Source organism: Rhizobium sp. Root491 (assembly GCF_001427205.1).
Lineage (GTDB): Bacteria > Pseudomonadota > Alphaproteobacteria > Rhizobiales > Rhizobiaceae > Agrobacterium > Agrobacterium tumefaciens.
Genome location: NZ_LMFF01000012.1, coordinates 38,084 through 59,278 on the forward strand (window position 1 = coordinate 38,084; position 21,195 = coordinate 59,278).

At 60.3% G+C, this 21,195-nt stretch carries 17 protein-coding genes; 13 read left to right on the forward strand and 4 right to left on the reverse strand.

Annotation, left to right across the window (positions count from 1 at the left end; genetic code table 11):
- Positions 1-7: 7 nt before the first annotated feature.
- Both ASD46_RS11180 and ASD46_RS11185 read right to left on the reverse strand, forming a co-directional pair.
- Positions 8-1,084, reverse strand: coding sequence for an Ldh family oxidoreductase (locus ASD46_RS11180; RefSeq protein ID WP_003510674.1), 1,077 nt, complete (start codon positions 1,082-1,084; stop codon positions 8-10).
- A 91-nt stretch (positions 1,085-1,175) separates the two neighbouring features.
- Complete coding sequence (locus ASD46_RS11185; RefSeq protein WP_013761487.1) at positions 1,176-3,884, reverse strand: DNA translocase FtsK; 2,709 nt, start codon at positions 3,882-3,884, stop codon at positions 1,176-1,178.
- 375 nt (positions 3,885-4,259) lie between these two features.
- On the opposite strand from ASD46_RS11185, the gene ASD46_RS11190 reads away from it, so the two are divergent.
- From ASD46_RS11190 to ASD46_RS11220, 7 genes are all read left to right on the forward strand, one after another.
- Entirely contained in the window at positions 4,260-5,870 is a 1,611-nt protein-coding gene (locus ASD46_RS11190) for an ABC transporter substrate-binding protein (RefSeq protein WP_025595769.1), read from the forward strand.
- A gap of 9 nt (positions 5,871-5,879) precedes the next feature.
- The gene (locus tag ASD46_RS11195; protein WP_013761489.1) at positions 5,880-6,869 is read left to right on the forward strand and encodes an ABC transporter permease; all 990 of its coding nucleotides are present in this window, start codon (positions 5,880-5,882) and stop codon (positions 6,867-6,869) included.
- Positions 6,866-7,696: an ABC transporter permease gene (locus tag ASD46_RS11200; RefSeq protein WP_013761490.1), complete on the forward strand. Its 831-nt coding sequence runs from the start codon at positions 6,866-6,868 to the stop codon at positions 7,694-7,696. The genes ASD46_RS11195 and ASD46_RS11200 overlap by 4 nt, the downstream gene beginning before the upstream one ends.
- Positions 7,693-8,496: an ABC transporter ATP-binding protein gene (locus ASD46_RS11205; protein WP_019564598.1), complete on the forward strand. Its 804-nt coding sequence runs from the start codon at positions 7,693-7,695 to the stop codon at positions 8,494-8,496. Before ASD46_RS11200 ends, ASD46_RS11205 begins: the two co-directional genes overlap by 4 nt.
- Positions 8,493-9,278, forward strand: coding sequence for an ABC transporter ATP-binding protein (locus ASD46_RS11210; RefSeq protein WP_060642272.1), 786 nt, complete (start codon positions 8,493-8,495; stop codon positions 9,276-9,278). Before ASD46_RS11205 ends, ASD46_RS11210 begins: the two co-directional genes overlap by 4 nt.
- Positions 9,279-9,281: 3 nt before the next feature.
- On the forward strand, positions 9,282-10,400 hold the full coding sequence (locus tag ASD46_RS11215; protein ID WP_060642273.1) for a pyridoxal-phosphate-dependent aminotransferase family protein: 1,119 nt from the start codon (positions 9,282-9,284) through the stop codon (positions 10,398-10,400).
- A gap of 158 nt (positions 10,401-10,558) precedes the next feature.
- On the forward strand, positions 10,559-10,753 hold the full coding sequence (locus tag ASD46_RS11220; RefSeq protein WP_025595763.1) for a hypothetical protein: 195 nt from the start codon (positions 10,559-10,561) through the stop codon (positions 10,751-10,753).
- Positions 10,754-11,023: 270 nt separating this feature from the next.
- Here the strand turns inward: ASD46_RS11220 and ASD46_RS11225 are convergent, their stop codons facing one another.
- The gene (locus tag ASD46_RS11225) at positions 11,024-12,835 is read right to left on the reverse strand and encodes an IlvD/Edd family dehydratase (RefSeq protein ID WP_025595761.1); all 1,812 of its coding nucleotides are present in this window, start codon (positions 12,833-12,835) and stop codon (positions 11,024-11,026) included.
- A 520-nt stretch (positions 12,836-13,355) separates the two neighbouring features.
- On the opposite strand from ASD46_RS11225, the gene ytfQ reads away from it, so the two are divergent.
- From ytfQ to ASD46_RS11250, 5 genes are all read left to right on the forward strand, one after another.
- Entirely contained in the window at positions 13,356-14,315 is a 960-nt protein-coding gene (ytfQ, locus tag ASD46_RS11230) for a galactofuranose ABC transporter, galactofuranose-binding protein YtfQ (RefSeq protein ID WP_003510698.1), read from the forward strand.
- A 78-nt stretch (positions 14,316-14,393) separates the two neighbouring features.
- Positions 14,394-15,917: a sugar ABC transporter ATP-binding protein gene (locus tag ASD46_RS11235; protein WP_025595758.1), complete on the forward strand. Its 1,524-nt coding sequence runs from the start codon at positions 14,394-14,396 to the stop codon at positions 15,915-15,917.
- Positions 15,917-16,960 carry an ABC transporter permease gene (locus ASD46_RS11240; protein WP_025595757.1) on the forward strand — a complete coding sequence of 348 codons (1,044 nt, stop codon included), beginning with the start codon at positions 15,917-15,919 and terminating at the stop codon, positions 16,958-16,960. The genes ASD46_RS11235 and ASD46_RS11240 overlap by 1 nt, the downstream gene beginning before the upstream one ends.
- Positions 16,957-17,937 carry a galactofuranose ABC transporter, permease protein YjfF gene (gene yjfF / locus ASD46_RS11245; protein ID WP_003510704.1) on the forward strand — a complete coding sequence of 327 codons (981 nt, stop codon included), beginning with the start codon at positions 16,957-16,959 and terminating at the stop codon, positions 17,935-17,937. The genes ASD46_RS11240 and yjfF overlap by 4 nt, the downstream gene beginning before the upstream one ends.
- Before the next feature lie 17 nt (positions 17,938-17,954).
- Positions 17,955-18,689 (forward strand): FadR/GntR family transcriptional regulator, encoded by a 735-nt coding sequence (locus ASD46_RS11250; RefSeq protein ID WP_013761497.1) that lies wholly within the window; start codon positions 17,955-17,957, stop codon positions 18,687-18,689.
- Positions 18,690-18,816: 127 nt separating this feature from the next.
- Here ASD46_RS11250 and ASD46_RS11255 read toward each other — a convergent pair whose 3' ends face one another.
- A complete protein-coding gene (locus tag ASD46_RS11255; protein ID WP_019564605.1) occupies positions 18,817-20,034 on the reverse strand; it encodes an MFS transporter in 1,218 nt (405 codons plus the stop codon).
- A 182-nt stretch (positions 20,035-20,216) separates the two neighbouring features.
- Here ASD46_RS11255 and ASD46_RS11260 point away from each other — a divergent pair, with 182 nt between their 5' ends.
- Positions 20,217-21,155 carry an AraC family transcriptional regulator gene (locus ASD46_RS11260; protein ID WP_013761499.1) on the forward strand — a complete coding sequence of 313 codons (939 nt, stop codon included), beginning with the start codon at positions 20,217-20,219 and terminating at the stop codon, positions 21,153-21,155.
- Positions 21,156-21,195 lie beyond the last annotated feature (40 nt).

Consider the following 21,195-nt stretch of genomic DNA (forward strand, 5'->3'; position numbering starts at 1 on the left):
CCCCGTCTTAGTGATATGCTGGCGGAATGATCGAGAATTTTGCCGCAAGTTCCGAAAACGCAGCACGCGTGACGGGATCGACAGGCGCGCCTTCCCTCTCCCGCTTTGCCGCTACCGCCCATTCCCGATCGCCCGGCGCCATGACCTTGCAGTCCTCCCGCGCTGGCGATCCCCGCAGTACCTCGAGATAGCGTTTCATGCCCTCGTCGAACACTTCGCGTTCAAGGAAGGCTTCCGGCTTCAACGCCAGGACGAAGGCCCCAAGCCCGCGCGGCTTGGAAAAATCAGGCCCCGACATTGGGGCGATATCGAAACTGAGCTTCATGCCGCTGAGAACGGCGCTAAAGATTTCCACCATTCCCGCAAGCGCCGCTCCCTTGAAACCGAAGGCACCGCCCAGCGGAGCCAGCATTTCAACGGCATTGGGGTTCTGCGTGTCGATACCGTCGCCATCAGACGCAACTCCTTCCGGCAATTGCTGTTCCAGGCTGCGGTAAAGCAGAACCCGGTTATAGGGCACGGCGCTGGTGGCCATGTCCAGAAGCCAGGGCATGTCATCGGCTGCCGGCACGCCGACTGCAATGGGGTTGGTGCCGTGGAAACGCATCGCGCCGTCATGCAGGCGCACGAAACTGTCGGAGTTGCAAAAGGCAATGCCGATATACCCCTGCCGCGCCGCCTCCAGCACGTAAGCGCCGGCCGGGCCGAAATGCGAGGAATTCCTGATCGCAACGGCGCCGATGCCGAATTTCCCAGCAAGCGCCATGGCGCTGTCCATGGCCGCATAGGTAGCGCGGGCGCCATGGGCATGGTCGGCATCGATCGTCTCCACCGCGCCGAAACCGGACACGCGGCTGATCTGCGGCCGCGGATTGAGACGCCCGCCTTCAAGTCCTGCGATGTAGTGAGCAAGAAGCCGAACGCCGTGGCTGTCTACGCCCAGCCGTGTGCCATGCATCATGGCGCGGGTCGCCGCATCGGCGGTTTCATCATCGGTGCCGACAGCCAGGAAAACGGAACGGCAAAACCGCTCCAGTTCATCCAGCCTTGCGAGGACGGTGACATTTTCATTGCTGTGCGACATCAGGGGAACCTCCCGATTCCAGAATCCATGCCGCACAAGCTAGTCACGGGGCGCGTTTTTGCAATCGAATATCGCGCCCCGAATGGATCAATCAGTCGTCGCCGCCAATCGCCTCGTAGGTGTCGCGCTCACCGGCGATGATGGCGCGCTTGCCGACATGGTTGGCGGGACCGACAATGCCTTCCTGCTCCATGCGCTCGACCAGGGAGGCGGCACGATTGTATCCAATCGACAGGCGGCGCTGGATATAGGAGGTGGAGCATTTCTTGTCGCGCATCACTACCTTAACGGCCTTTTCATAGAGATCGTCGCTATCGTCGTCGCCCATCGATGTCTTGTCGAAGACCGCCGTTTCCTCTTCCGCCTCGTCGTCAGCCTCGTCGGCGTCTTCCGTAACGGTGCCGAGATATTCAGGCCGACCTTGGGTCTTCAGATGCGCCACGACTTTTTCCACTTCCTCGTCCGACACGAACGGACCGTGGACACGGGAGATGCGGCCGCCACCCATCATGTGCAGCATGTCGCCCTGGCCGAGCAGATGTTCGGCACCCTGTTCGCCAAGGATGGTGCGGCTGTCGATCTTCGAGGTCACCTGGAAGGAAATGCGGGTGGGGAAGTTGGCCTTGATCGTGCCGGTGATGACATCGACCGAGGGGCGTTGGGTGGCCATGATGAGATGGATACCGGCAGCGCGCGCCATCTGCGCAAGACGCTGGATCGCGCCTTCGATCTCCTTGCCTGCGACCATCATCAGGTCGGCCATCTCGTCGACGATGACGACGATATAGGGCATGGCGGTGAGGTCCATTTCCTCCTGCTCGTAGACAGCTTCGCCGGTTGCGCGGTCGAAGCCGGTCTGCACGTTGCAGAACACCGTCTCCCCTTTGGCGCGGGCGGCAGCGGCCCTTGCGTTGTAACCGTCGATATTGCGCACACCGAGACGCGACATCTTGCGATAGCGGTCTTCCATTTCGCGTACGGCCCATTTCAGTGCCATGACCGCCTTCTTCGGATCGGTGACGACAGGGGTCAGAAGATGCGGAATGCCGTCATAGACCGAAAGCTCGAGCATCTTGGGATCGACCATGATCAGCCGGCATTCCTCCGGCTTCAACCGGTAGAGCAGCGACAGAATCATGGTGTTGATGGCGACCGACTTGCCCGAACCGGTGGTACCGGCAACGAGCAGATGCGGCATCTTCGCCAGTTCGGCGATGACAGGTTCGCCGCCAATGGTCTTGCCAAGGCAAAGGGCCAGCTTCTGGCGGGTCTCGCTGTAATCGGTCGCTTCGATAAGCTCGCGCAGATAGACCGTTTCGCGCACCGGATTGGGAAGCTCGATACCGATGACATTGCGGCCGGGCACGACGGCGACACGCGCCGAGAGCGCCGACATCGAGCGGGCGATATCGTCCGACAGGCCGATAACGCGCGAGGACTTCACGCCGGGGGCGGGCTCGAATTCGTAAAGCGTCACAACTGGGCCGGGGCGCACATCGATGATCTCACCCTTGATGCCGAAATCCTCCAGCACGCTTTCCAGCAGGCCGGCGCTTTGCTCGAGCGCCTCCGGCGTCATGGTCGTGGTCTGCTGGACGCGAGCCTGCTGCAGAAGATCGATGGAGGGGTATTCATATTCGCCGTCTGCAAAGACCGGCGCTTCCCGGAACATAGGCTGCGAGGCCTGGATGGGCGCGCGGGGCGTGAAACGCGGCTCGGCAACGATTCTTTCCGCCAGCTGAACCTGCTCAACAGGCCTCTGCGGCTCAGCAACTGCGACCGTCTCCACGACCGGCTGCGGAGCGACCTCTGGTTCAACGACCTGAGTTGGGGCTGGAATTGCAGGATGATGCACGCCGATTTCGCGGTAAAGCCTGATCGCTGAACCACCCGGAATCCTGATGACGGGCGGTACGGCCGAAAGCCGGATTGCCGGAGCGACCGGAGATGCGGATGCCAGCGTCGGGGCAATCGCAGGCGCTGTCAGCAACGGGTTTGCGAGAACGGTGCGCGCAGATGCGGGAAGGCCTTCGCCGGCGTCATCCGGCAGATCGAGCGTCATCACTTCCCAGAAAAGCTCATCCGGCAGATGCGCGGCAAAGGCGGGAATGGATGCCTGCGGCGTTGCAACCTGTTCGACAGATGCAACCGACGCGGCGGGCAGCGGCTGAACAGGTGAATCGGTTCCCGGTACCGGCGCTTCGAAGACGGCGGCTGCGTCAACCGGCTGAGGCGGCATCAGCGCTGCTGCAGCGGCTTCTTCCGCCTGTTTGCGCGCAAGCTCCAGTCGCAATTTGTAGGTCAGCGCCCTTGCGCCCCGCGCATCCGGCGGCTGCGGCAGAAACGGCATGCGTGGCGGTTGAATGCGCGGCTCCGGCGACTTTACGACCGTCGCAAGTGCAGGCTCCTGTACAGCAGCCTCCGGCTGCACGACCATCTCAGGCTCGGCAGTTTCAGACAGGATGTCGGTGGGTGCCTCCTCTTCCGCAAGATGCGGCGTCTCGACCGGCATGCGCCGGCTAAAGGCGCTTTCCGGCGTACGGGTGAAACGCACATTCGGGCCAAGCACGAAAGCATTCTGCCAGCCCGGCATTTCAGCGCGGCCTTCGATGGCGTCGGCAGCACTGACATCGGCATTCGGCCGGGGCGCAACACCCGCCTTCATTGCCGCGGCCTGCTCCTGACCGGCAACGGCCTTGCCGCCGGCATGACGAGCCTTATCGCTCCCCTCCCCTACGCTATTGGACGAATTCTGGAATCTGGATCGGGAGAAGCTCATGGCAGCGTGCACACTCATCATAAACGTACATATTTCGGTCTCCCTGAAATAGAAAATAAAGGTTAATTACCCCTTTCCAAACCGGGTCACGCAGGCAGAATTTCGCTTTAGCCACAGGTGAGACGTGACATGCACCAGCAAGGAATCGGCACTCCAAGCCTCTATATTTATTGCGTTAAATCAGTTTTTCATCGCCGTTTTACGGCAACGGGAACGGCTTAAGAAAAGGGGAGTGGCACCTTGAAGCATATTGTTTCCGCAAGCGGTCGCGCAACGTAAAATCATTGCTGTAAAGCCCGTGAATTAACGTGGACACTGCTGCGGTTGCAGTCTTAAGATCGGGCAGGCCGCGGCCCAGCGGAAAGGCCCGCCCGCCCTCATTCCGGAGTGAACCTCATGTCGCCTGTCCACCTGTCCCGCCGCTCGCTTCTCAAGACCTCGCTCCTTCTTGCCGCAACCACCGGACTTGCGGGCATTGCCGCCGCGCAGCAGTCAAAGCCCGGTGGGCGGTTGATCGTTGCGGCTGATTCGGAGCCGAAGAACCTCAACCCGGCCATCGTTGCCTCCAACGGCGTGTTCTATATCTCGAGCAAGATCGTTGAGCCGCTGGCGGAAGCCTCCTTCAATGGCAGGGACGGGCTGGAACCAAGGCTTGCGACGGAATGGCATGGATCGGAGGACGGTTTGAGTGCCACGTTCAAACTGCGCGAAGGCGTGACCTGGCATGACGGCAAACCCTTCACCTCCGCAGATGTGGCCTTTTCCGCACTTTCGGTTTGGAAGCCGCTGCAAAACCTTGGGCGGCTGGTCTTTGCCAATCTTGAAAGAGTGGATACGCCTGATGACCACACGGCCATTTTCCGCTTTTCCAAGCCGACACCCTTCCAGCTCATCCGCAACGCTTTGCCGGTTGTCACCAGCGTCGTGCCGAAACACCTTTATGAAGGCAGCGATATCGCCACCAATCCGGCCAATACGAAACCAGTCGGCACCGGACCTTTCGTTTTTGCGGAATATAAGCCCGGCGAATATTACCGCCTGACCCGCAATCCCAATTACTGGGGCAAGAACCAGCCGCAACTCGATGAGATCATCTATCGCGTTCTGCCCGACCGCGCGGGCGCCGCTTCTGCGCTTGAAGCCGAAGAAATCCACCTCGCGGCCTTTTCCGCCGTGCCGCTTGCCGATCTTGCCCGCATCGCGAAGGAGCCGGGCATCAAGGTCATCCCGGAGGGTTACGAAGCCCTCACCTATCAGCTCGTCGTGGAAATCAACCACCGCCGCAAGGAGCTGGCCGACCTCAAGGTCAGGAAGGCGATCGCCCACGCCATCGACAAGAAATTCGTCATCGACAAGGTCTTCCTCGGTTACGCCACAGCATCGACCGGCCCCGTACCAAAAAATGCACCCCAGTTTTACACGGGAGACGTCGAGACATACGATTTCGATGTCGCCAAGGCGAACGCCCTGCTGGACGAGGCGGGTTATGCACGCGGAGCGACCGGAACGCGGTTTTCACTGAAGCTTCTGCCGGCGCCCTACTTCAATGAAACCAAGCAATTCGGTTCCTATCTTCGCCAGGCGCTACAGGAAATCGGCATCGATGCTGAGCTGGTCAACAATGATGCCGCCGCGCACCAGAAGGCCGTCTATACAGACCATGCCTTCGATCTCGCCATCGCGCCCCCGGTCTTCCGTGGCGATCCGGCGATCTCCACCACCATTCTCGTGCGCTCCGGCATTCCAGCCGGCGTCGGCTTCTCCAATCAGGGAGGCTATGAGAACAAGGCGCTCGATGCACTGATCGACAAGGCGGCGGAAACCGTGGATACGGCAGCCCGCACGGTACTCTACAAGGATTTCCAGAAAAAGATCGCCGCCGATCTGCCGCTGATCAATGTCGCCGAATGGGGTTTCATCACGGTTGCGCGCGATACTGTCAAACACGTCGCCAGCAATCCACGCTGGGCCGTTTCCAACTGGGCGGATACGGTGGTCGGCACCTGAGGAAGCGCCGTGAGGCGCGCGGCGACATTGCTACGGCGAAGGGTGATCAGCGCCATTCCAGTGCTGCTGATCGTTCTGGTCTTTACCTTCGTGCTGCTTGAAAACGCATCCGGTGACGCGGTTGACGCCTATCTCGTCTCCATCGGCGGCGGCGACGCCGGACTGCGGGATGCCCTGCGCGAGCAATATGGTCTGAACGGTTCGGTGTTGGCCCGCTTCTGGCTTTACGCCAGCTCGGTGCTGCGACTTGATTTCGGCTGGTCGCTTGCGTTTGACCGACCGGTGCTGGGGCTAATCCTCGAACGGCTGCCGAACACGCTGCTCCTGATGGGTAGTGCCACCGCACTTGCTTTCATCATCGGCACCGCGCTCGGCATCCTGGCGGGCGCCCGTCCCGGCGGGTTGACCGACCGGGTACTCTCGGCCCTGTCGCTGGCGCTTTACGCCACGCCGGGCTTCTGGCTCGGCCTTGTGCTCGCCATCGTCTTTGCCGTGCAACTGAGGTGGCTGCCAACATCCGGCATCGAAACCATCGCGTCCGGAAAACAGGGATTTGTACGGGCGCTCGATATTGCCCGCCATCTTGTCCTGCCGGTCGCCAGTCTCGGGCTGATCTATCTGGCGCTTTTCCTGCGCGTCATGCGTACTGCCATGGCGGCGGTCTGGCCGCTGGATTTCGTGCTCTTCGCCAAGGCCAAGGGGCTTTCGAGACGGCGGATCGTGCTGCGCCATGTCGCACGCAACGCCGCACTGCCCCTCGTCACCGTGCTTGGCCTGCAAGCGGCAACCATGCTCGGCGGCAGCGTGGTGATCGAGAGCGTTTTTGCCATTCCCGGTTTTGGCCGGCTTGCGCAGGAAGCCGTCAGCGGCCGCGACACACCGCTCTTGATGGGCATTATTCTGACAAGCGCCGTTTTCGTTATCCTGATCAATCTCGTCGTTGATATTCTCTATGCCGTGTTCGATCCGCGCATCGGCAGCGGGGAGCAACAGACATGAGTTTCACCCTCCGGCTCCTGCGCAGTTTCGAAGGTGCGGCAGGTGCCATCATCCTGACACTGCTAGCTGTGACGGCGCTCGCCGCTCCCCTTCTGTTTCCCGGTGACCCGCTGTCGATCGTCGGTGAGCCGCTCATCGCGCCCTTCTCCGACGCCGCCTTCCCCCTCGGCACCGACCGGTTGGGCCGCGATGTACTGGCGGGACTTGCCCACGGTGCGCAGGCATCCCTGCTCGTCGGCATCGGCGCTGCCGCTGCCGCCCTCATGATCGGCACCGTCGTCGGCACAATTGCCGGATTTGCCGGTGGCCTCGTGGATGAGGCGCTGATGCGTGTTACCGACGCCTTCCAGATCGTGCCGAATTTCCTTCTGGCGCTCGCCTTCGTCAGCACCATCGGCCCATCCATGCCCATCGTCATCCTTGCGATTGCGCTTGGCGCCTGGGCGGATCCAGCGCGGCTGATGCGGGCGCAGGTGTTGAGTATCCGCGAGCGGGATTACGTGCAGTCCGCCCGCGCCATCGGCATGTATCCGCTGGAGATCGCGTTTCGGCAAATACTTCCCAATGCGCTGCCGCCGGTTCTGGCGCTCGCCGCCATCATCGTCGCCGCCGCTGTCCTAACCGAGGCGGCATTGTCCTTCCTCGGCCTCGGCGATCCGAATATCGTCACCTGGGGTTCGATGATCGCGGAAGGACGCAACGTCCTGCGCTCGGCGGCGTTTCTCTCCGTCATCCCCGGCATCGGTCTTCTGGTCACGGTTCTCGGCGTCTATCTTCTCGCGGAGGGAATCAACAAAGCGATGGCGACGAGGAAAGAAACGCCATGAGCGGCAATGCACTCTGCAGGATCGACGATCTCAGCGTCCGCTATGCGGCCGGCGACGGACCGGCGCTGCAGGATATTTCGCTGACGATCCGGCAGGGACAAAGGCTGGCGATCATCGGCGAAAGCGGTTCGGGCAAATCGACGCTCGCCAAGGCAATTGCCGGGCTTCTGCCTGTGAGCGCACGGGTTTCCGGCGATATTTCCTGGAGCCGCGACAGCGGTCTTTTCACAGACAGGCCGCAGCCGGGTCGCGATATAGGCTATATTTTTCAGGATACCGGTGCGACGCTGAACCCGGTTCTCACCATCGGTGAACAGGTGGCGGAAGGCGCTGTGCGGCATCTGGGCCTTTCATGGAAGCAGGCACGAGATCTTGCCCGCGATCTTCTGGAACGGGTGCGGTTGCCGCATCCCACCCATCTCCTCGGCGCCTATCCGCACCAGCTTTCCGGCGGGCAAAGACAGCGTGTGGCGATTGCAGCCGCCATTGCCGCGCACCCCGCAATCCTGATCGCCGACGAGGCGACAAGCGCGCTCGACACGGTAAGCCAGGCCGCCATTGCCGCACTGCTGGATGGGCTGGTGCGTGAAGAAGAAAGAACGCTGGTCTTCATCACCCATGATATTGGTCTTGCGTCCGGCCTTGCCGACGAGATCGCCGTTCTGCATGCCGGACGGCTGGTGGAGCACGGCACCACCAGGCGGGTGTTATCCGCGCCTGCGCACGACTATACGCGCGCACTGCTCTCCGACTATCTCGACCTTTCGACACCGCCTCTGATCAATGAGGCCGCATCATGAACGAAGCCCTTCTGAGCGTAGAGAACCTCTCGAAAACCTACCGGACCGGCGCACGCACGGTGGAAGCACTGTCCGATATATCCTTTTCGCTTCAGCCCGGCGAGACGCTTGGGCTTGCCGGCCCCTCCGGCTGCGGAAAATCGACACTGGCACGCATCCTGATGCGGCTGATCCCGGCCGACGAAGGCACGGTCCGTTTTGAAACTCGCGACTGGCTGGCGCTTGATGGCGGCGAACTGCGCGCGGCGCGGCGGCATATGCAGATGGTGTTTCAGGATACGCATGGCGCGTTCAACCCGCGCGCCAGCGTCGAGGATGCCATAGGCGAACCGCTGCGTATTCATCGCATCGTCGAACGACGCGAACGCCCGGCGGAAATCCGCCGCCTTCTCGAGCGAGTCGGGCTGCCCGCCAGCTATGCCGGCCGCTCGGTGTTCGAGCTTTCCGGCGGCCAGCGGCAGCGCGTGGCAATTGCCAGAGCCATCGCACTCAGACCATCCCTTCTCATTCTGGACGAGGCCGTTTCAGCGCTCGATGTCTCCGTACGCAGGCAAATTCTCGAACTGCTGGTCGAAATACAGCGAGAGACGGCCGTCGCCTGTATTTTCGTTTCCCACGACCTCGCGGTCATCCGCGCCGTCTGCCACCGCGTCGCCATCATGGAGGCGGGTCGGATCGTCGAGATCGGCAGGACAACAAACATCGTTTCCACGCCGCAATCCTCGACCGCCAGAACCCTGATCGAGGCTGCGCCGCGCCTGACCACCACCACGCAAGGATAAGACATGCCCGCCCCGGATTACGCATTGCTGCTCGACCCGCCCGCCTTTCCAGCAGACCGTTACGCCGCTCTCGCCGACCGGCTGGCGGCGCTGATGAGCACGAATAACGATGTGCTTCTGGTACAGGCGGAAGCAGTGCTTGCGCTTGAAGCTGCGGCCAACAGCCTCGCGCGGCCTGGTCTGAGAGCGCTCAATATCGTCACTAGTCCCTATGGCACGTGGTTTGGGGGCTGGCTGGAGCGTGGCGGCGCAACGGTTCGCAACCTGACCACCGCTCCGGCAAAGCCGATATCACTTCACGAGGTCGAGAGAGCGCTGGACGAAGGGCCAGGTTTTGATCTTCTCGCTATCGTGCACGCGGAATCCGCAAGCGGCATTCTCAACCCCCTGCCCGCCATTGCCGCGCTCGCCAAAGACAGAGGCATCGTCACGGTCGTCGATGCCGTCGCTTCCATCGGCGGCCATGCCTTCGAGGTTGACCAGCTCGGCATAGATATTGCGGTCATCGGCCCGCAAAAGGCGCTGGCAGGCCCGGCGGGCTTATCCGCCATCTCCGTCAGCGAAAGTGCCTGGAAACTTCTTTCACATGGCAATGCACCTGAGAACTCCATGCTTTCACTTCTCGACCAGAAGAAACTCTGGCTCGATACCGGCCGCGGCGCGCTCCCGGGAACACCTGCGCCGCTGGAATTCTATGCGCTGGAGGCGGCACTCGACCGGATAGAGGCAGAGGGTCTGCCATCCGCCAATGAACGCCACGAACGAGCGGCGACAGCCACTCGTAACGGCATCAAGGCCCTTGGTATACCGACGTGGGTGGAGGAGACTGACGCGTCTGCTCTGGTTTCGACAGCGATCTTGCCGGACACGGTGGATGCCGGCGCATTTCTGGCGGCTGCTTCCAGGGAGCAAGGTGCGGATGTCTCGGGCGGTGTCGGTCCCGGTGCGGAACGGCTGATAAGGCTCAATCACACCGGCCGGCGCGCCAACCCGGATTCGGTGCGAGCCAATATCACCGCTGTTTCAAGCGCCCTGATAAGCCTCGGCCATGCCGCAGATACCGATTCCGCGCTGGAAGCGGCCGAAAAAGGCTATTCCGGCACCTCCTCGAAGGGTCTCTGACAGCGCCGATAAACGTTCGTTGCGCGAAATCGGGTGCTGGCGGAACGTCAGTCACGCCATTGTTGTTAAAAATGGTAGACAAATTCCTTGGTCAATCTTGACGAAATCATGGCAACGCGCGAAACTTAACGCACTGTTAACTCGCGTGAAGAAGGGAAATGGCCATGGTAGCAGGGTTCAACATGCTCTCCTTTGACCTCTTTGGCATCGGCCGAAGAACGCCCGCCATAAACGAGCGGGTCGAGAAGGATTTGCCGGACAGGACGCCACGCAGACCGGACGACCAGTCCAACGATGACGACCGTGATCAGGAATACGAACTGTTCTTCTGGTCGCTTTATCCTGTGATTTAAGTTTTTAAGCGCAGGCTGACGGGGCGATTGAAACGTCGTTTTCCCGTACTGTGGCGTTGAGCCGAAACGTGTTCAGCGTAGCCTCAGACACGGTGAAACAGTCGATCCGTGCAGTACACTTTAAACACATGAGACGTCATCCTCGGGCTTGACCCGAGGATTTACAAAATATCGAAAAATCAAATATTTGCAGATGCTCTGGACAAAGTCCGGGCATGACGATGGAAAGGGCAAAGCCCTTTCCATCAAAGAGCCGTAAACGGCCCTGCCTTAGTGGTTGTCCCGCGGCAGACCCTTGGTCTGGGCAATGCGCTGATACTTCACGGCCGGTTCCAGAACCGCGCCGGTTTCCATCTGGCTGACGATGCCGCGCTGGATTTCCTGCCATGGCGTCTGGTGATCGGGGTACTTGAAGCCGCCCTCGGCGGAGAGCGTTTCGTAGCGCTTGGCCAGTTCCTCGCCGGAAATCAGGATGTCGGCCTTGCCACGACCCACATCGATACGAACGCGGTCGCCCGTCTGCAAGATGGCCAGACCACCGCCTGCCGCTGCTTCCGGAGAAGCATTGAGGATGGACGGGCTGCCAGACGTGCCGGACTGGCGGCCGTCACCGATGCAGGGCAGCGAATTGACGCCTTCCTTCAAGAGATAGTCAGGCGCACGCATGTTCACCACTTCTGCCGCACCCGGATAACCGATCGGACCGGCACCGCGCATGAAGAGAACGGTGTTGGCGTCGATCTTCAGCGACGGATCGTCGATGCGGTGATGGTAATCTTCCGGACCGTCGAACACCACGGCACGGCCTTCGAAGGCTTCCGGGTCGTTCGGGTTGGAGAGATAACGCTTGCGGAATTCTTCCGAGATCACGCTCGTCTTCATGATGGCAGAGGAGAACAGGTTGCCGCGCAGAACACGGAAACCGGCGCGCTCCTTGAGCGGCTGGTCATAGGGACGGATGACCTTTTCGTCTTCGATGATGGCACCACGGCAATTGTCGCCGATGGTTTTGCCATTCACGGTCATGGCGTCTTCTATGATGAGCCCCTGGGTCATCAGCTGGTTGACGACAGCCGGAACGCCGCCGGCATGGTAATAATCCTCGCCGAGATATTCACCGGCCGGCTGCAGGTTGACGAGCAGCGGCACGTCTTCACCGTAGGTCTGCCAGTCATCGACCGTCAGTTCAACGCCGACATGGCGTGCTAGGCCGTTCAGATGGATCGGCGCGTTGGTGGAGCCACCGATGGCCGAGTTGACGCGGATGGCGTTGATGAAGGCATCCTTGGTCATGATGTCGGAAGGCTTAAGGTCTTCCTTGACCATTTCGACGATGCGAAGGCCGGTGAGATAGGAGATTTCCTGACGGTCGCGGTAAGGCGCCGGAATGGCGGCCGAGCCGGGCAGCTGCATGCCGAGTGCTTCGGCAAGCGAGTTCATCGTCGTCGCCGTGCCCATGGTGTTGCAATAGCCGGTGGAAGGTGCGGAAGAAGCGACGAGCTTGACGAAGCCCTGATAATCGATCTCGCCCTTGGCCAGCAGTTCACGCGCTTTCCAGACGATGGTGCCGGAACCGGTGCGCTCGCCACGGAACCAGCCGTTCAGCATGGGGCCGACGGAAAGGGCGATGGCCGGAATGTTGACGGTGGCCGCCGCCATAAGACAGGCAGGCGTGGTCTTGTCGCAGCCGATGGTCAGAACAACGCCGTCGAGCGGATAGCCGTAAAGCACTTCCACGAGGCCGAGATAGGCGAGGTTGCGATCGAGACCCGCCGTCGGGCGCTTGCCGGTTTCCTGGATCGGATGCACCGGAAATTCAATGGCAATGCCGCCCGCTTCACGAATGCCTTCGCGCAGGCGATGCGCCAGCTCCAGATGGTGGCGATTGCAGGGCGAAAGGTCCGAGCCGGTCTGCGCGATGCCGATGATAGGGCGATCGGACTGAAGCTCGGCCTGGCTGAGACCGAAGTTCATGTAACGCTCGAGATAAAGCGCGGTCATATCAGCGTTTGCGGGGTTATCGAACCACGCGCGCGAACGAAGCTTGCCTTGGGTTGCGGGCAGATTGTCGGATTTGGTCATGATGCGGTCTCCAGCCGGAAGTGGCCAACGGTAAAATATTACGAAATGCGACAAGCTTATGTTGTGCGCAAGGAAAATGGAATCAGCTTCTCGGAAGCACGCATAACCGACAGACGAGCGCCAGACGAGTGACCTGGAGCCGTTCTTCAGCTTTAGCCGAATATTTTTCGGTGTTTACGACCATACCGACGTTGCGCAATGGCCTCTTCCCTCCCTGCCTTGCCGGATTGTAACTGACCCGAGGCCCCACATTCCGTCACGACCTGACTTGCTTATTTGTATTACTATTAGATAGCGGCGCGGCCTGTCAAGCCAGATCAGACTATATTGCGGGCGAGTTTTGCGCGGCGCAGAAATTAGAATACACACAATAAGACATTGATTTATTATAGTTTAATGCTGTAGCTCCATAAAATCGGCATCACGTGAATTGGAAATCCGCTAAAAAACCCCTTTTCAAGAGTATTACTATATGCTCATAGTGACGTCGTCACGCTGACATCATTTCTGGGAGGATAAGATGAGAAAAGCTCTTGCGGCAATCACTGTCGCCGTTTCCGCATGCCTTGCATCCAGTGTTTCCGCACAATCGCTGACCGTCGGCTTCTCGCAGATCGGCTCCGAATCCGGATGGCGCGCCGCTGAAACCACTGTCACCAAGCAGCAGGCCGAAAAGCGCGGCGTTACGCTGAAATTCGCCGACGCACAGCAGAAGCAGGAAAACCAGATCAAGGCCGTTCGCGGCTTCATCGCGCAGGGCGTCGATGCGATCCTGATCGCACCTGTCGTCGCAACCGGCTGGGACGCCGTGCTGAAGGAAGCAAAGGAAGAAAAAATCCCCGTCATCCTGCTCGATCGCCAGATCGAAGCGCCGGATGATCTTTATCTGACCGCGGTCACCTCGGATCAGGTTCACGAAGGCAAGGTTGCCGGCGACTGGCTCGTCAAGGATGTCGGCGCGAAGGACTGCAAGGTTGTCGAATTGCAGGGCACGACCGGCTCTTCGCCCGCCATCAACCGTAAGAAGGGCTTCGAAGAAGCCATCGCTTCGCACAAGAACATCAAGATCGTGCGCTCGCAGACGGGTGACTTCACCCGTACCAAGGGCAAGGAAGTGATGGAAAGCTTCATCAAGGCCGAAGGCGGCGGCAAGGATATCTGTGCCGTGTACGCTCACAATGACGACATGGCCGTCGGCGCGATCCAGGCGATCAAGGAAGCCGGCCTGAAGCCGGGATCCGACATCAAGGTCGTGTCCATCGATGCCGTACCTGACATCTTCAAGGCCATGGCCGCCGGTGAAGCCAATGCGACGGTGGAACTGACACCTGACATGGCCGGTCCTGCCTTCGACGCTCTCGAAGCCTATCTGAAAGACAAAAAGGCACCGGCGAAGTGGATTCAGACCGAATCCAAGCTCTACACGGCGTCTGACGACCCGATGAAGGTCTACGAGGCGAAGAAGGGTCTGGGCTACTAATAGACCCCTTATCTTCGGAAGGAGCGGCATGTCATGCGTGCCGCTCCGTCACAGCTTCTTTCATGCAGGGCCTGCGTAATGTCCGAAACGGCACCACTTCTGGAAGCACGCGCCATCGGTAAATCCTTTCTCGGGATAACGGCGCTGGACGGCGTCGATTTTTCGCTCGGGCGCGGTGAAATTCACGCGCTTCTCGGCGAAAACGGCGCAGGGAAATCAACACTTATCAAGATACTGACCGGCGTTTACCACCGCGACAGCGGCTCCATCTTTCTGGAAGGTAGCGAGATATCGCCCACCAATGTCGGCGAAGCGCAGGCCCTCGGTATCGGCACCGTCTATCAGGAAGTAAACCTTCTCGAAAATCTGACCGTTGCCGAAAACCTCTTTCTCGGCCGCCAACCGCATCGCTTCGGGCTCATTGACAGAGCCTCGATGCAGAGACAATCGCAGGCGCTGCTGTCCCAATACGGGCTTTCGATCGACGTCAACGCCCTGCTTTCCAGCTATTCCGTGGCTATCCGCCAGATCATCGCCATTGCACGCGCCGTCGATCTTTCGGGCAAGGTGCTGGTGCTGGACGAGCCGACCGCCAGCCTCGATGCCCATGAGGTCGAGATGCTGTTCGGCGTGCTGCGAAAATTGCGCGCCCGCGGCATCGGCATCGTCATAATCACCCACTTCCTAAACCAGGTCTACGATATCGCCGACCGGGTGACGGTTCTGCGCAACGGCCGCCTCGTTGGCACGCGCGACATCGGCAACCTGCCGAGGTCCGAACTCATTGCGATGATGCTTGGTCGCGAGCTTCAGCACATCACCCACGAGCATCAGGCCACTGACGACACGGTTGCCGAGGGCGAACCGCCGATCCGTTTCGAGGGGTACGGCAAACGCGGCAGCATCGCCCCCTTCGACCTCGGCATTCGGCCGGGAGAGATCGTCGGCGTCGCCGGTCTTTTGGGGTCGGGACGAACGGAAACGGCTTTCCTGCTGTTCGGCATCGACAAGCCCGATACCGGCAAGGCCACGATAGACGGAAAGACAATCGCTCTTTCTTCGCCTGAGGCCGCAATCACGGCCGGGTTCGGTTTCTGCCCGGAGGAGCGCAAGACTGACGGTATCATCGGCGACTTTTCCGTGACCGACAATATTGCTCTGGCTCTCCAGGCCCGCCAGGGGTGGGCGCGACCGCTTTCGCGCCGGCAAAAGGTGGAACTGGCCGAAAGCTTCATCAAATCGCTGGACATCCGCCCGGCCGATCCTGACCGGCCGATAAAATTCCTGTCCGGCGGCAACCAGCAGAAAGCCATTCTGGCGCGCTGGCTTGCAACCCATCCCCGGCTTCTTATCCTCGATGAGCCGACCCGTGGTATCGATATCGGCGCCCATGCGGAAATCCTCAAAATGATCGAAAAACTCTGCACCGAGGGCATGTCGCTCGTCGTCATCTCGTCCGAACTGGAAGAACTGACCGCCGTTGCCCACCGGGTCGTCGTGCTGTCCGACCGCCGGCATGTCAGCGAATTGAAGGGCGGCGAGGTGACGGCCGACAACATCATGCGGGCAATTGCGGATGCGGCCAGAACGGAGGCGGCATGATGGTGGCTGTGACAAGGCGCCTGAAAAGGCTTGCTCCCCAACTGATCGCCCTCATCGTCATTCTGGCAGCGATTACAATCGTTTCGCCGGGCTTCCTGCATGTTTCGTTCCAGAACGGCAGGCTTTACGGCAGTCTGATGGATATTCTCGTGCGTGCCGCACCCGTGGCGCTCCTGACCATTGGCATGACGCTGGTGATCGCTACCAAGGGCATCGATCTGTCGATCGGTGCTGTTATCGCCATTTGTGGCGCGGTGGCTGCAACACTCATCAGCAACGGCCATTCCATCCCAACCGTCATCGCCATCTCGCTTGCTGTCGGCATTGCCTGCGGCCTGTGGAACGGGGTGCTGGTCGCCCTTCTCGACATCCAGCCGATTATCGCCACGCTGATCCTGATGGTGGCGGGGCGCGGCATCGCCCAGCTCATCACCGAAGGTGTCATTCTCACCTTCAACGACGACAGCTTTTCCGCCATCGGCTCCGGCTCCTTCGCAGGCATTCCCCTGCCCGTCATCATCTGGATGGCGGCGGCGCTGGTAATCGGCCTTCTGGTGCGCAAGAGCGCGCTCGGTTTTCTGATCGAGGCAACCGGCATCAATCGCCGCGCGGCGGCACTTGCCGGTGTGCGGGCACGGTTCCTGCTGTTTTTCGTCTACGCCATTTCCGGTCTCTGCGCGGCCATCGCCGGCATGATCGTGACCGCCGACATTCGCGGCGCGGATGCCAACAATGCCGGGCTGTGGCTGGAACTGGACGCCATATTGGCGGTGGTGATCGGTGGTACATCGCTGAATGGCGGCCGCTTCTCCATCACCGCATCGCTGATCGGCGCGCTCATCATCCAGACCATCAATACCGGCATTCTGGTCTCCGGTTTCCCGCCGGAATTCAACCTCATCATCAAGGCTGGCATCATCATGGTGGTGCTCACGCTGCAATCGCCGGCAATCATGGCGGTTCTGGGCTTTGTCAAAACGCCAAAGCCACACGCAAAACCGGCCACGGCTAACGGAATGACCAAGGAAGGTACCGCGCGATGATCCACAGCCGCAATCTTCCGTTCCTCACCACACTGACGATCTTCCTCATCGCCTATCTTCTGTGCGTGCTGCAATATCCGGCGATCCTGTCGACACGGGTGATCGGCAATCTATTGACCGACAATGCCTTTCTCGGCATCGCTGCCGTTGGCATGACTTTCGTGATCCTGTCGGGTGGCATCGATCTGTCCATCGGCTCCGTCATCGCCTTCACCAGCGTTTTCGTAGCTGTCATGGTCGGCACCTATAATATTCACCCGCTGCTGGCCTTCGCCATCGTGCTCGTGATCTCAACGCTGTTCGGCTGCCTGATGGGGGCGATGATACGCTTCCTGTCGATCCCGCCATTCGTGGTGACGTTGGCGGGTATGTTCCTGGCGCGTGGCGCGGCCTATCTGATCTCGACGCAATCCGTACCGATCTCGCATCCCTTCATCGATGCGATACAGGGATTTTATTTCCGCTTTCCCGGCGGCGGCAGGCTGACAGCACTTGCTATTGTCATGCTTCTCGTCTTTGCCGCCGGCATGCTGATTGCCAGCCGCACCCGCTTCGGCGCCAATGTCTACGCACTTGGCGGTAACCCGCAATCGGCCGAACTGATGGGGGTGCCGATCGGTACAACGACAATCGGCATCTACGCACTTTCCGGGTTCCTGTCCGGCCTCGCCGGCATCGTCTACACACTCTACACCTCATCGGGTTATTCCTTGGCGACGGTGGGCGTGGAGCTGGACGCTATTGCAGCTGTTGTCATTGGCGGAACGCTTCTGACGGGTGGAATGGGGCTGGTGGCGGGAACCTTCGTCGGACTGCTGATCCAGGGGTTGATCCAGACCTACATCGTTTTTGACGGAACCCTGTCATCCTGGTGGACCAAAATCGTTATTGGCGTGCTGCTTTTTGTCTTCATCGTGTTGCAGCGCGCAATCATCTGGTATTCAAACAGGAGACTGGCCGGACCACATCCGGCATAACCAACACGGAGGCTTTATTGGGGCTGCTCGAAACGACGATAAGCGGGCGAAAACGCCGGAACAGCCACGCGCATGTGGTCTCCGAACTCGGCAGCGCCATCGTCTCGGGCAGGATTGCGGAAGGATCCCTGCTGCCTAACGATGCCGAACTGTCTCTCCGTTTCGGGGTCTCGCGCACCGTGTTGCGCGAGACGATGAAGACGCTGGCCGCCAAGCGGCTGGTCGAACCCAAGGCAAAGGTCGGCACCCGCGTTCTCGACCGTTCGAGCTGGAACTTCTTTGACCCGGATGTGCTGGGCTGGCGCTGCGAAGCCGGGATAGACCAGGAATTCGTGACACATCTGGCGGAAATCCGCCTCGCGCTCGAACCGGCGGCAGCGGCAGCTGCCGCGCTTCAGGCATCGAATGACGATATCGTTTCACTTTATGTGATTGCCGCCAAATTCGACAATCCGCAGCATACGCCGGAAACCATCGCCAAGGTCGACCTCGAATTCCACCTCGCCGTGGCGCATATGTCCGGCAATCCCTTCATGCGTTCGGCAAGCGGGCTGATCGAAGCCGCCCTTGCGATCTCATTCCAGCTTTCATCCCCGGCCTCGTCGCCCGGAACCATCGCCGAGATCGCCGCAAACCATCTGCGGATCGTGCACGCCATCGCCGCCCGTGATGCGGACGCCGCCGTGAAAGCCATGCGCCATGTAATCGAGGTCGGCAAGGACCGGACGCGAAAGGCAATCAAGACGCCTTGAGGGCGAAAAGCCTATAGACATCCCTTCTGTCACCCCCGGCCTGATGCCGGCATGACGGAGGGGGTGGCTTTTCATCATAAAATTCGGACCCGCACGGATGCGGGCCCTTTTCCTTCCGGCAAGTATCTTACCCCTGCGACGCTTCAATCTGCGGCACCACGCCACGGCGCGATGCCATGAGCGATGCGCCGAGGAGTGCTGCAATGCTGACGAAGACGAAGACCATCGTCGCACCCTGAAGGTCGATCAGCAGTCCGCCCAGAACAGCGCCGCTGGAAATGGCGATCTGGAAGGTGGTGAGCAGCAACGCGCCCGCACTTTCGGCCTCGTCTGAGGCGACGCGGGTGATGAAGCTCTGCACGCTGACAGGAAGCGCACCGAAGGCGAAACCCCAGGAGGCAATGGCAAAGCCAGCGACAACGGGAGATGCACCGGCAATCACCAGCACGGAAGCGGATGCGGCAATCAGGGTGGCAGCAAACGTCACGGCCCATGCCGTGTTTTTCTCGGCGAGGAAGCCGCCGAAGAGATTACCGAAAAAACCGCCCACGCCGTAAGCCAGAAGAACGAGCGAGATCGCTTCGACGCCAAGCTGCGGCACGTCTTCGAGGAAGGGGCGAACATAGGTGAAGCCGGCGAAGTGACCCGCAACGATGAATAGCGTCGTCAGAAGGCCGATCCTGACCTGCGGGCGCTGCAATAGCCGGAACATGGTGGACAGGCCGGGCGCACCGGCCGGCGGCAGCGAGGGAACGGTGAGCAACTGCACGACAAGTGCGATGACACCCAGCACGCCGGCGACGACAAAGGCCGCACGCCAGCCAAGCGTCGCGCCGATCCACGCTCCGACAGGGGCTGCGCAAACGGTGGCAACCGAAACGCCGGTTAGGATGATGGCCATGGCGCGCGGCATCTTATCCAGCGGAACAAGCCTTAGCGCCAGCGCCGCCGACATGGCCCAAAAGCCGCCAAGGCCGATGCCGAGCAAAACGCGCGATGTAAACAGCATGAAAAGACCGTTGGCAAAAGCGGCCAATGTGCTGGAAATGATCAGCAACGTCGTGAGGCCAAGCAGGGTCCACCGGCGATCAATGCTGCGCGTGCCGATGACGACGCCGGGACCGGCAACCGCTGCGACCAGTGCCGTGACGGTGATGGATTGGCCGGCAATGCCGGAGCTGATGGAGAGATCGGTCGACAGTGGCGTCAGAAGGCTGACCGGCAGGAATTCCGCCGTTACCAGCCCGAAGACACCGAGCGAAAGCGAAACCACCGCCGCCCACTTCGCATCCGGCTCTTGTCTGTGTGGCGCATATTCAAGTTCGTTGATTGTTCGGTTATTCATGAAAATCTCCTGATGCGCAGTCTGGGAACGAGCCCTGAAACGGAATGGCAAAACGATGAAGCCGGTGGGAGCCCGGTGCGTCGCCTCACAAATCGATGGTCGTAAGCTACGCGTGACAGCTCGGCGTTTCCATGCTAAAAAATCCGCATTCCTTAACCAAACGTCCGAATTTGTGAGTTGCCATGAATGATGCATTGACGGAAATGCTGCGTGGTCTGCGGCTTGACGGCGTGGAATATGGCCGCTGCCGCATGGCAACGCCCTGGGCGACGGCCTTTCCCGAGCAGGAGGCGGCGCGGTTTCATTTTATTGGCGTGGGCCAGGCAAAATTACGCAAACCTTCCGGAGAATGGCTGACGCTTACGTGCGGCGATGCAGTGCTTCTTCCCCGTGGCCACGCCCATGTGCTGGGCAGCGGCGAGGATGTAACACCTGCCCTCTTCGACCGGTTCGGTAAAAAGGAAGTATGTCAGGGCATTTTCGACATGGAATGTGCCGGTGCCGGCGGCGACACGGTAGCCTTTACCGCCTCGATGCGTTTCAACATGGATAATCTGCATCCGCTTTTGCAACTGATGCCGGATGTGATGCTGACCAGCGATCTCGCCAAAAGCGATCCGGCCATTCCGCATCTCCTGGAAGCCATGGCGCGCGAAGTGGAACTGAACCGTGTTGGTGCCGGTGGCATTCTGGCGCGGCTTGCCGATGTCTTGACGGCAACACTGATCCGCACATGGGTAGAATATGGTTGCGGCGATTCCAGCGGCTGGCTTGCCGCCGTGCGCAATCCCGAACTCGGACGGGTGCTTGCAGCGATCCACCTTACCCCCGAGAAAGACTGGAGCGTGGAAGAGCTTGCCTCCCTGATGGGTGCATCCCGCTCGAGTTTTGCAGAACGCTTCACCCGTGTGGTGGGTGAAAGCCCAGCCCGTTATGTCGTTCGCATACGCATGCATCAGGCGCGACTGTGGCTGCGCGAGGGTATGCGTGTCACGTTGGCGGCGGAAAAGCTCGGCTACGATTCCGAGGCATCCTTCAGCCGCGCCTTCAAACGCGTGATCGGCGCGCCGCCCAGCCAGTTCCGCAGGAAGGACACCTCTGGTCTAGAAGATGCGGCATAGAGCGCATCTTAGAGCACGTCCGGCTTAAACAGAATCTTTG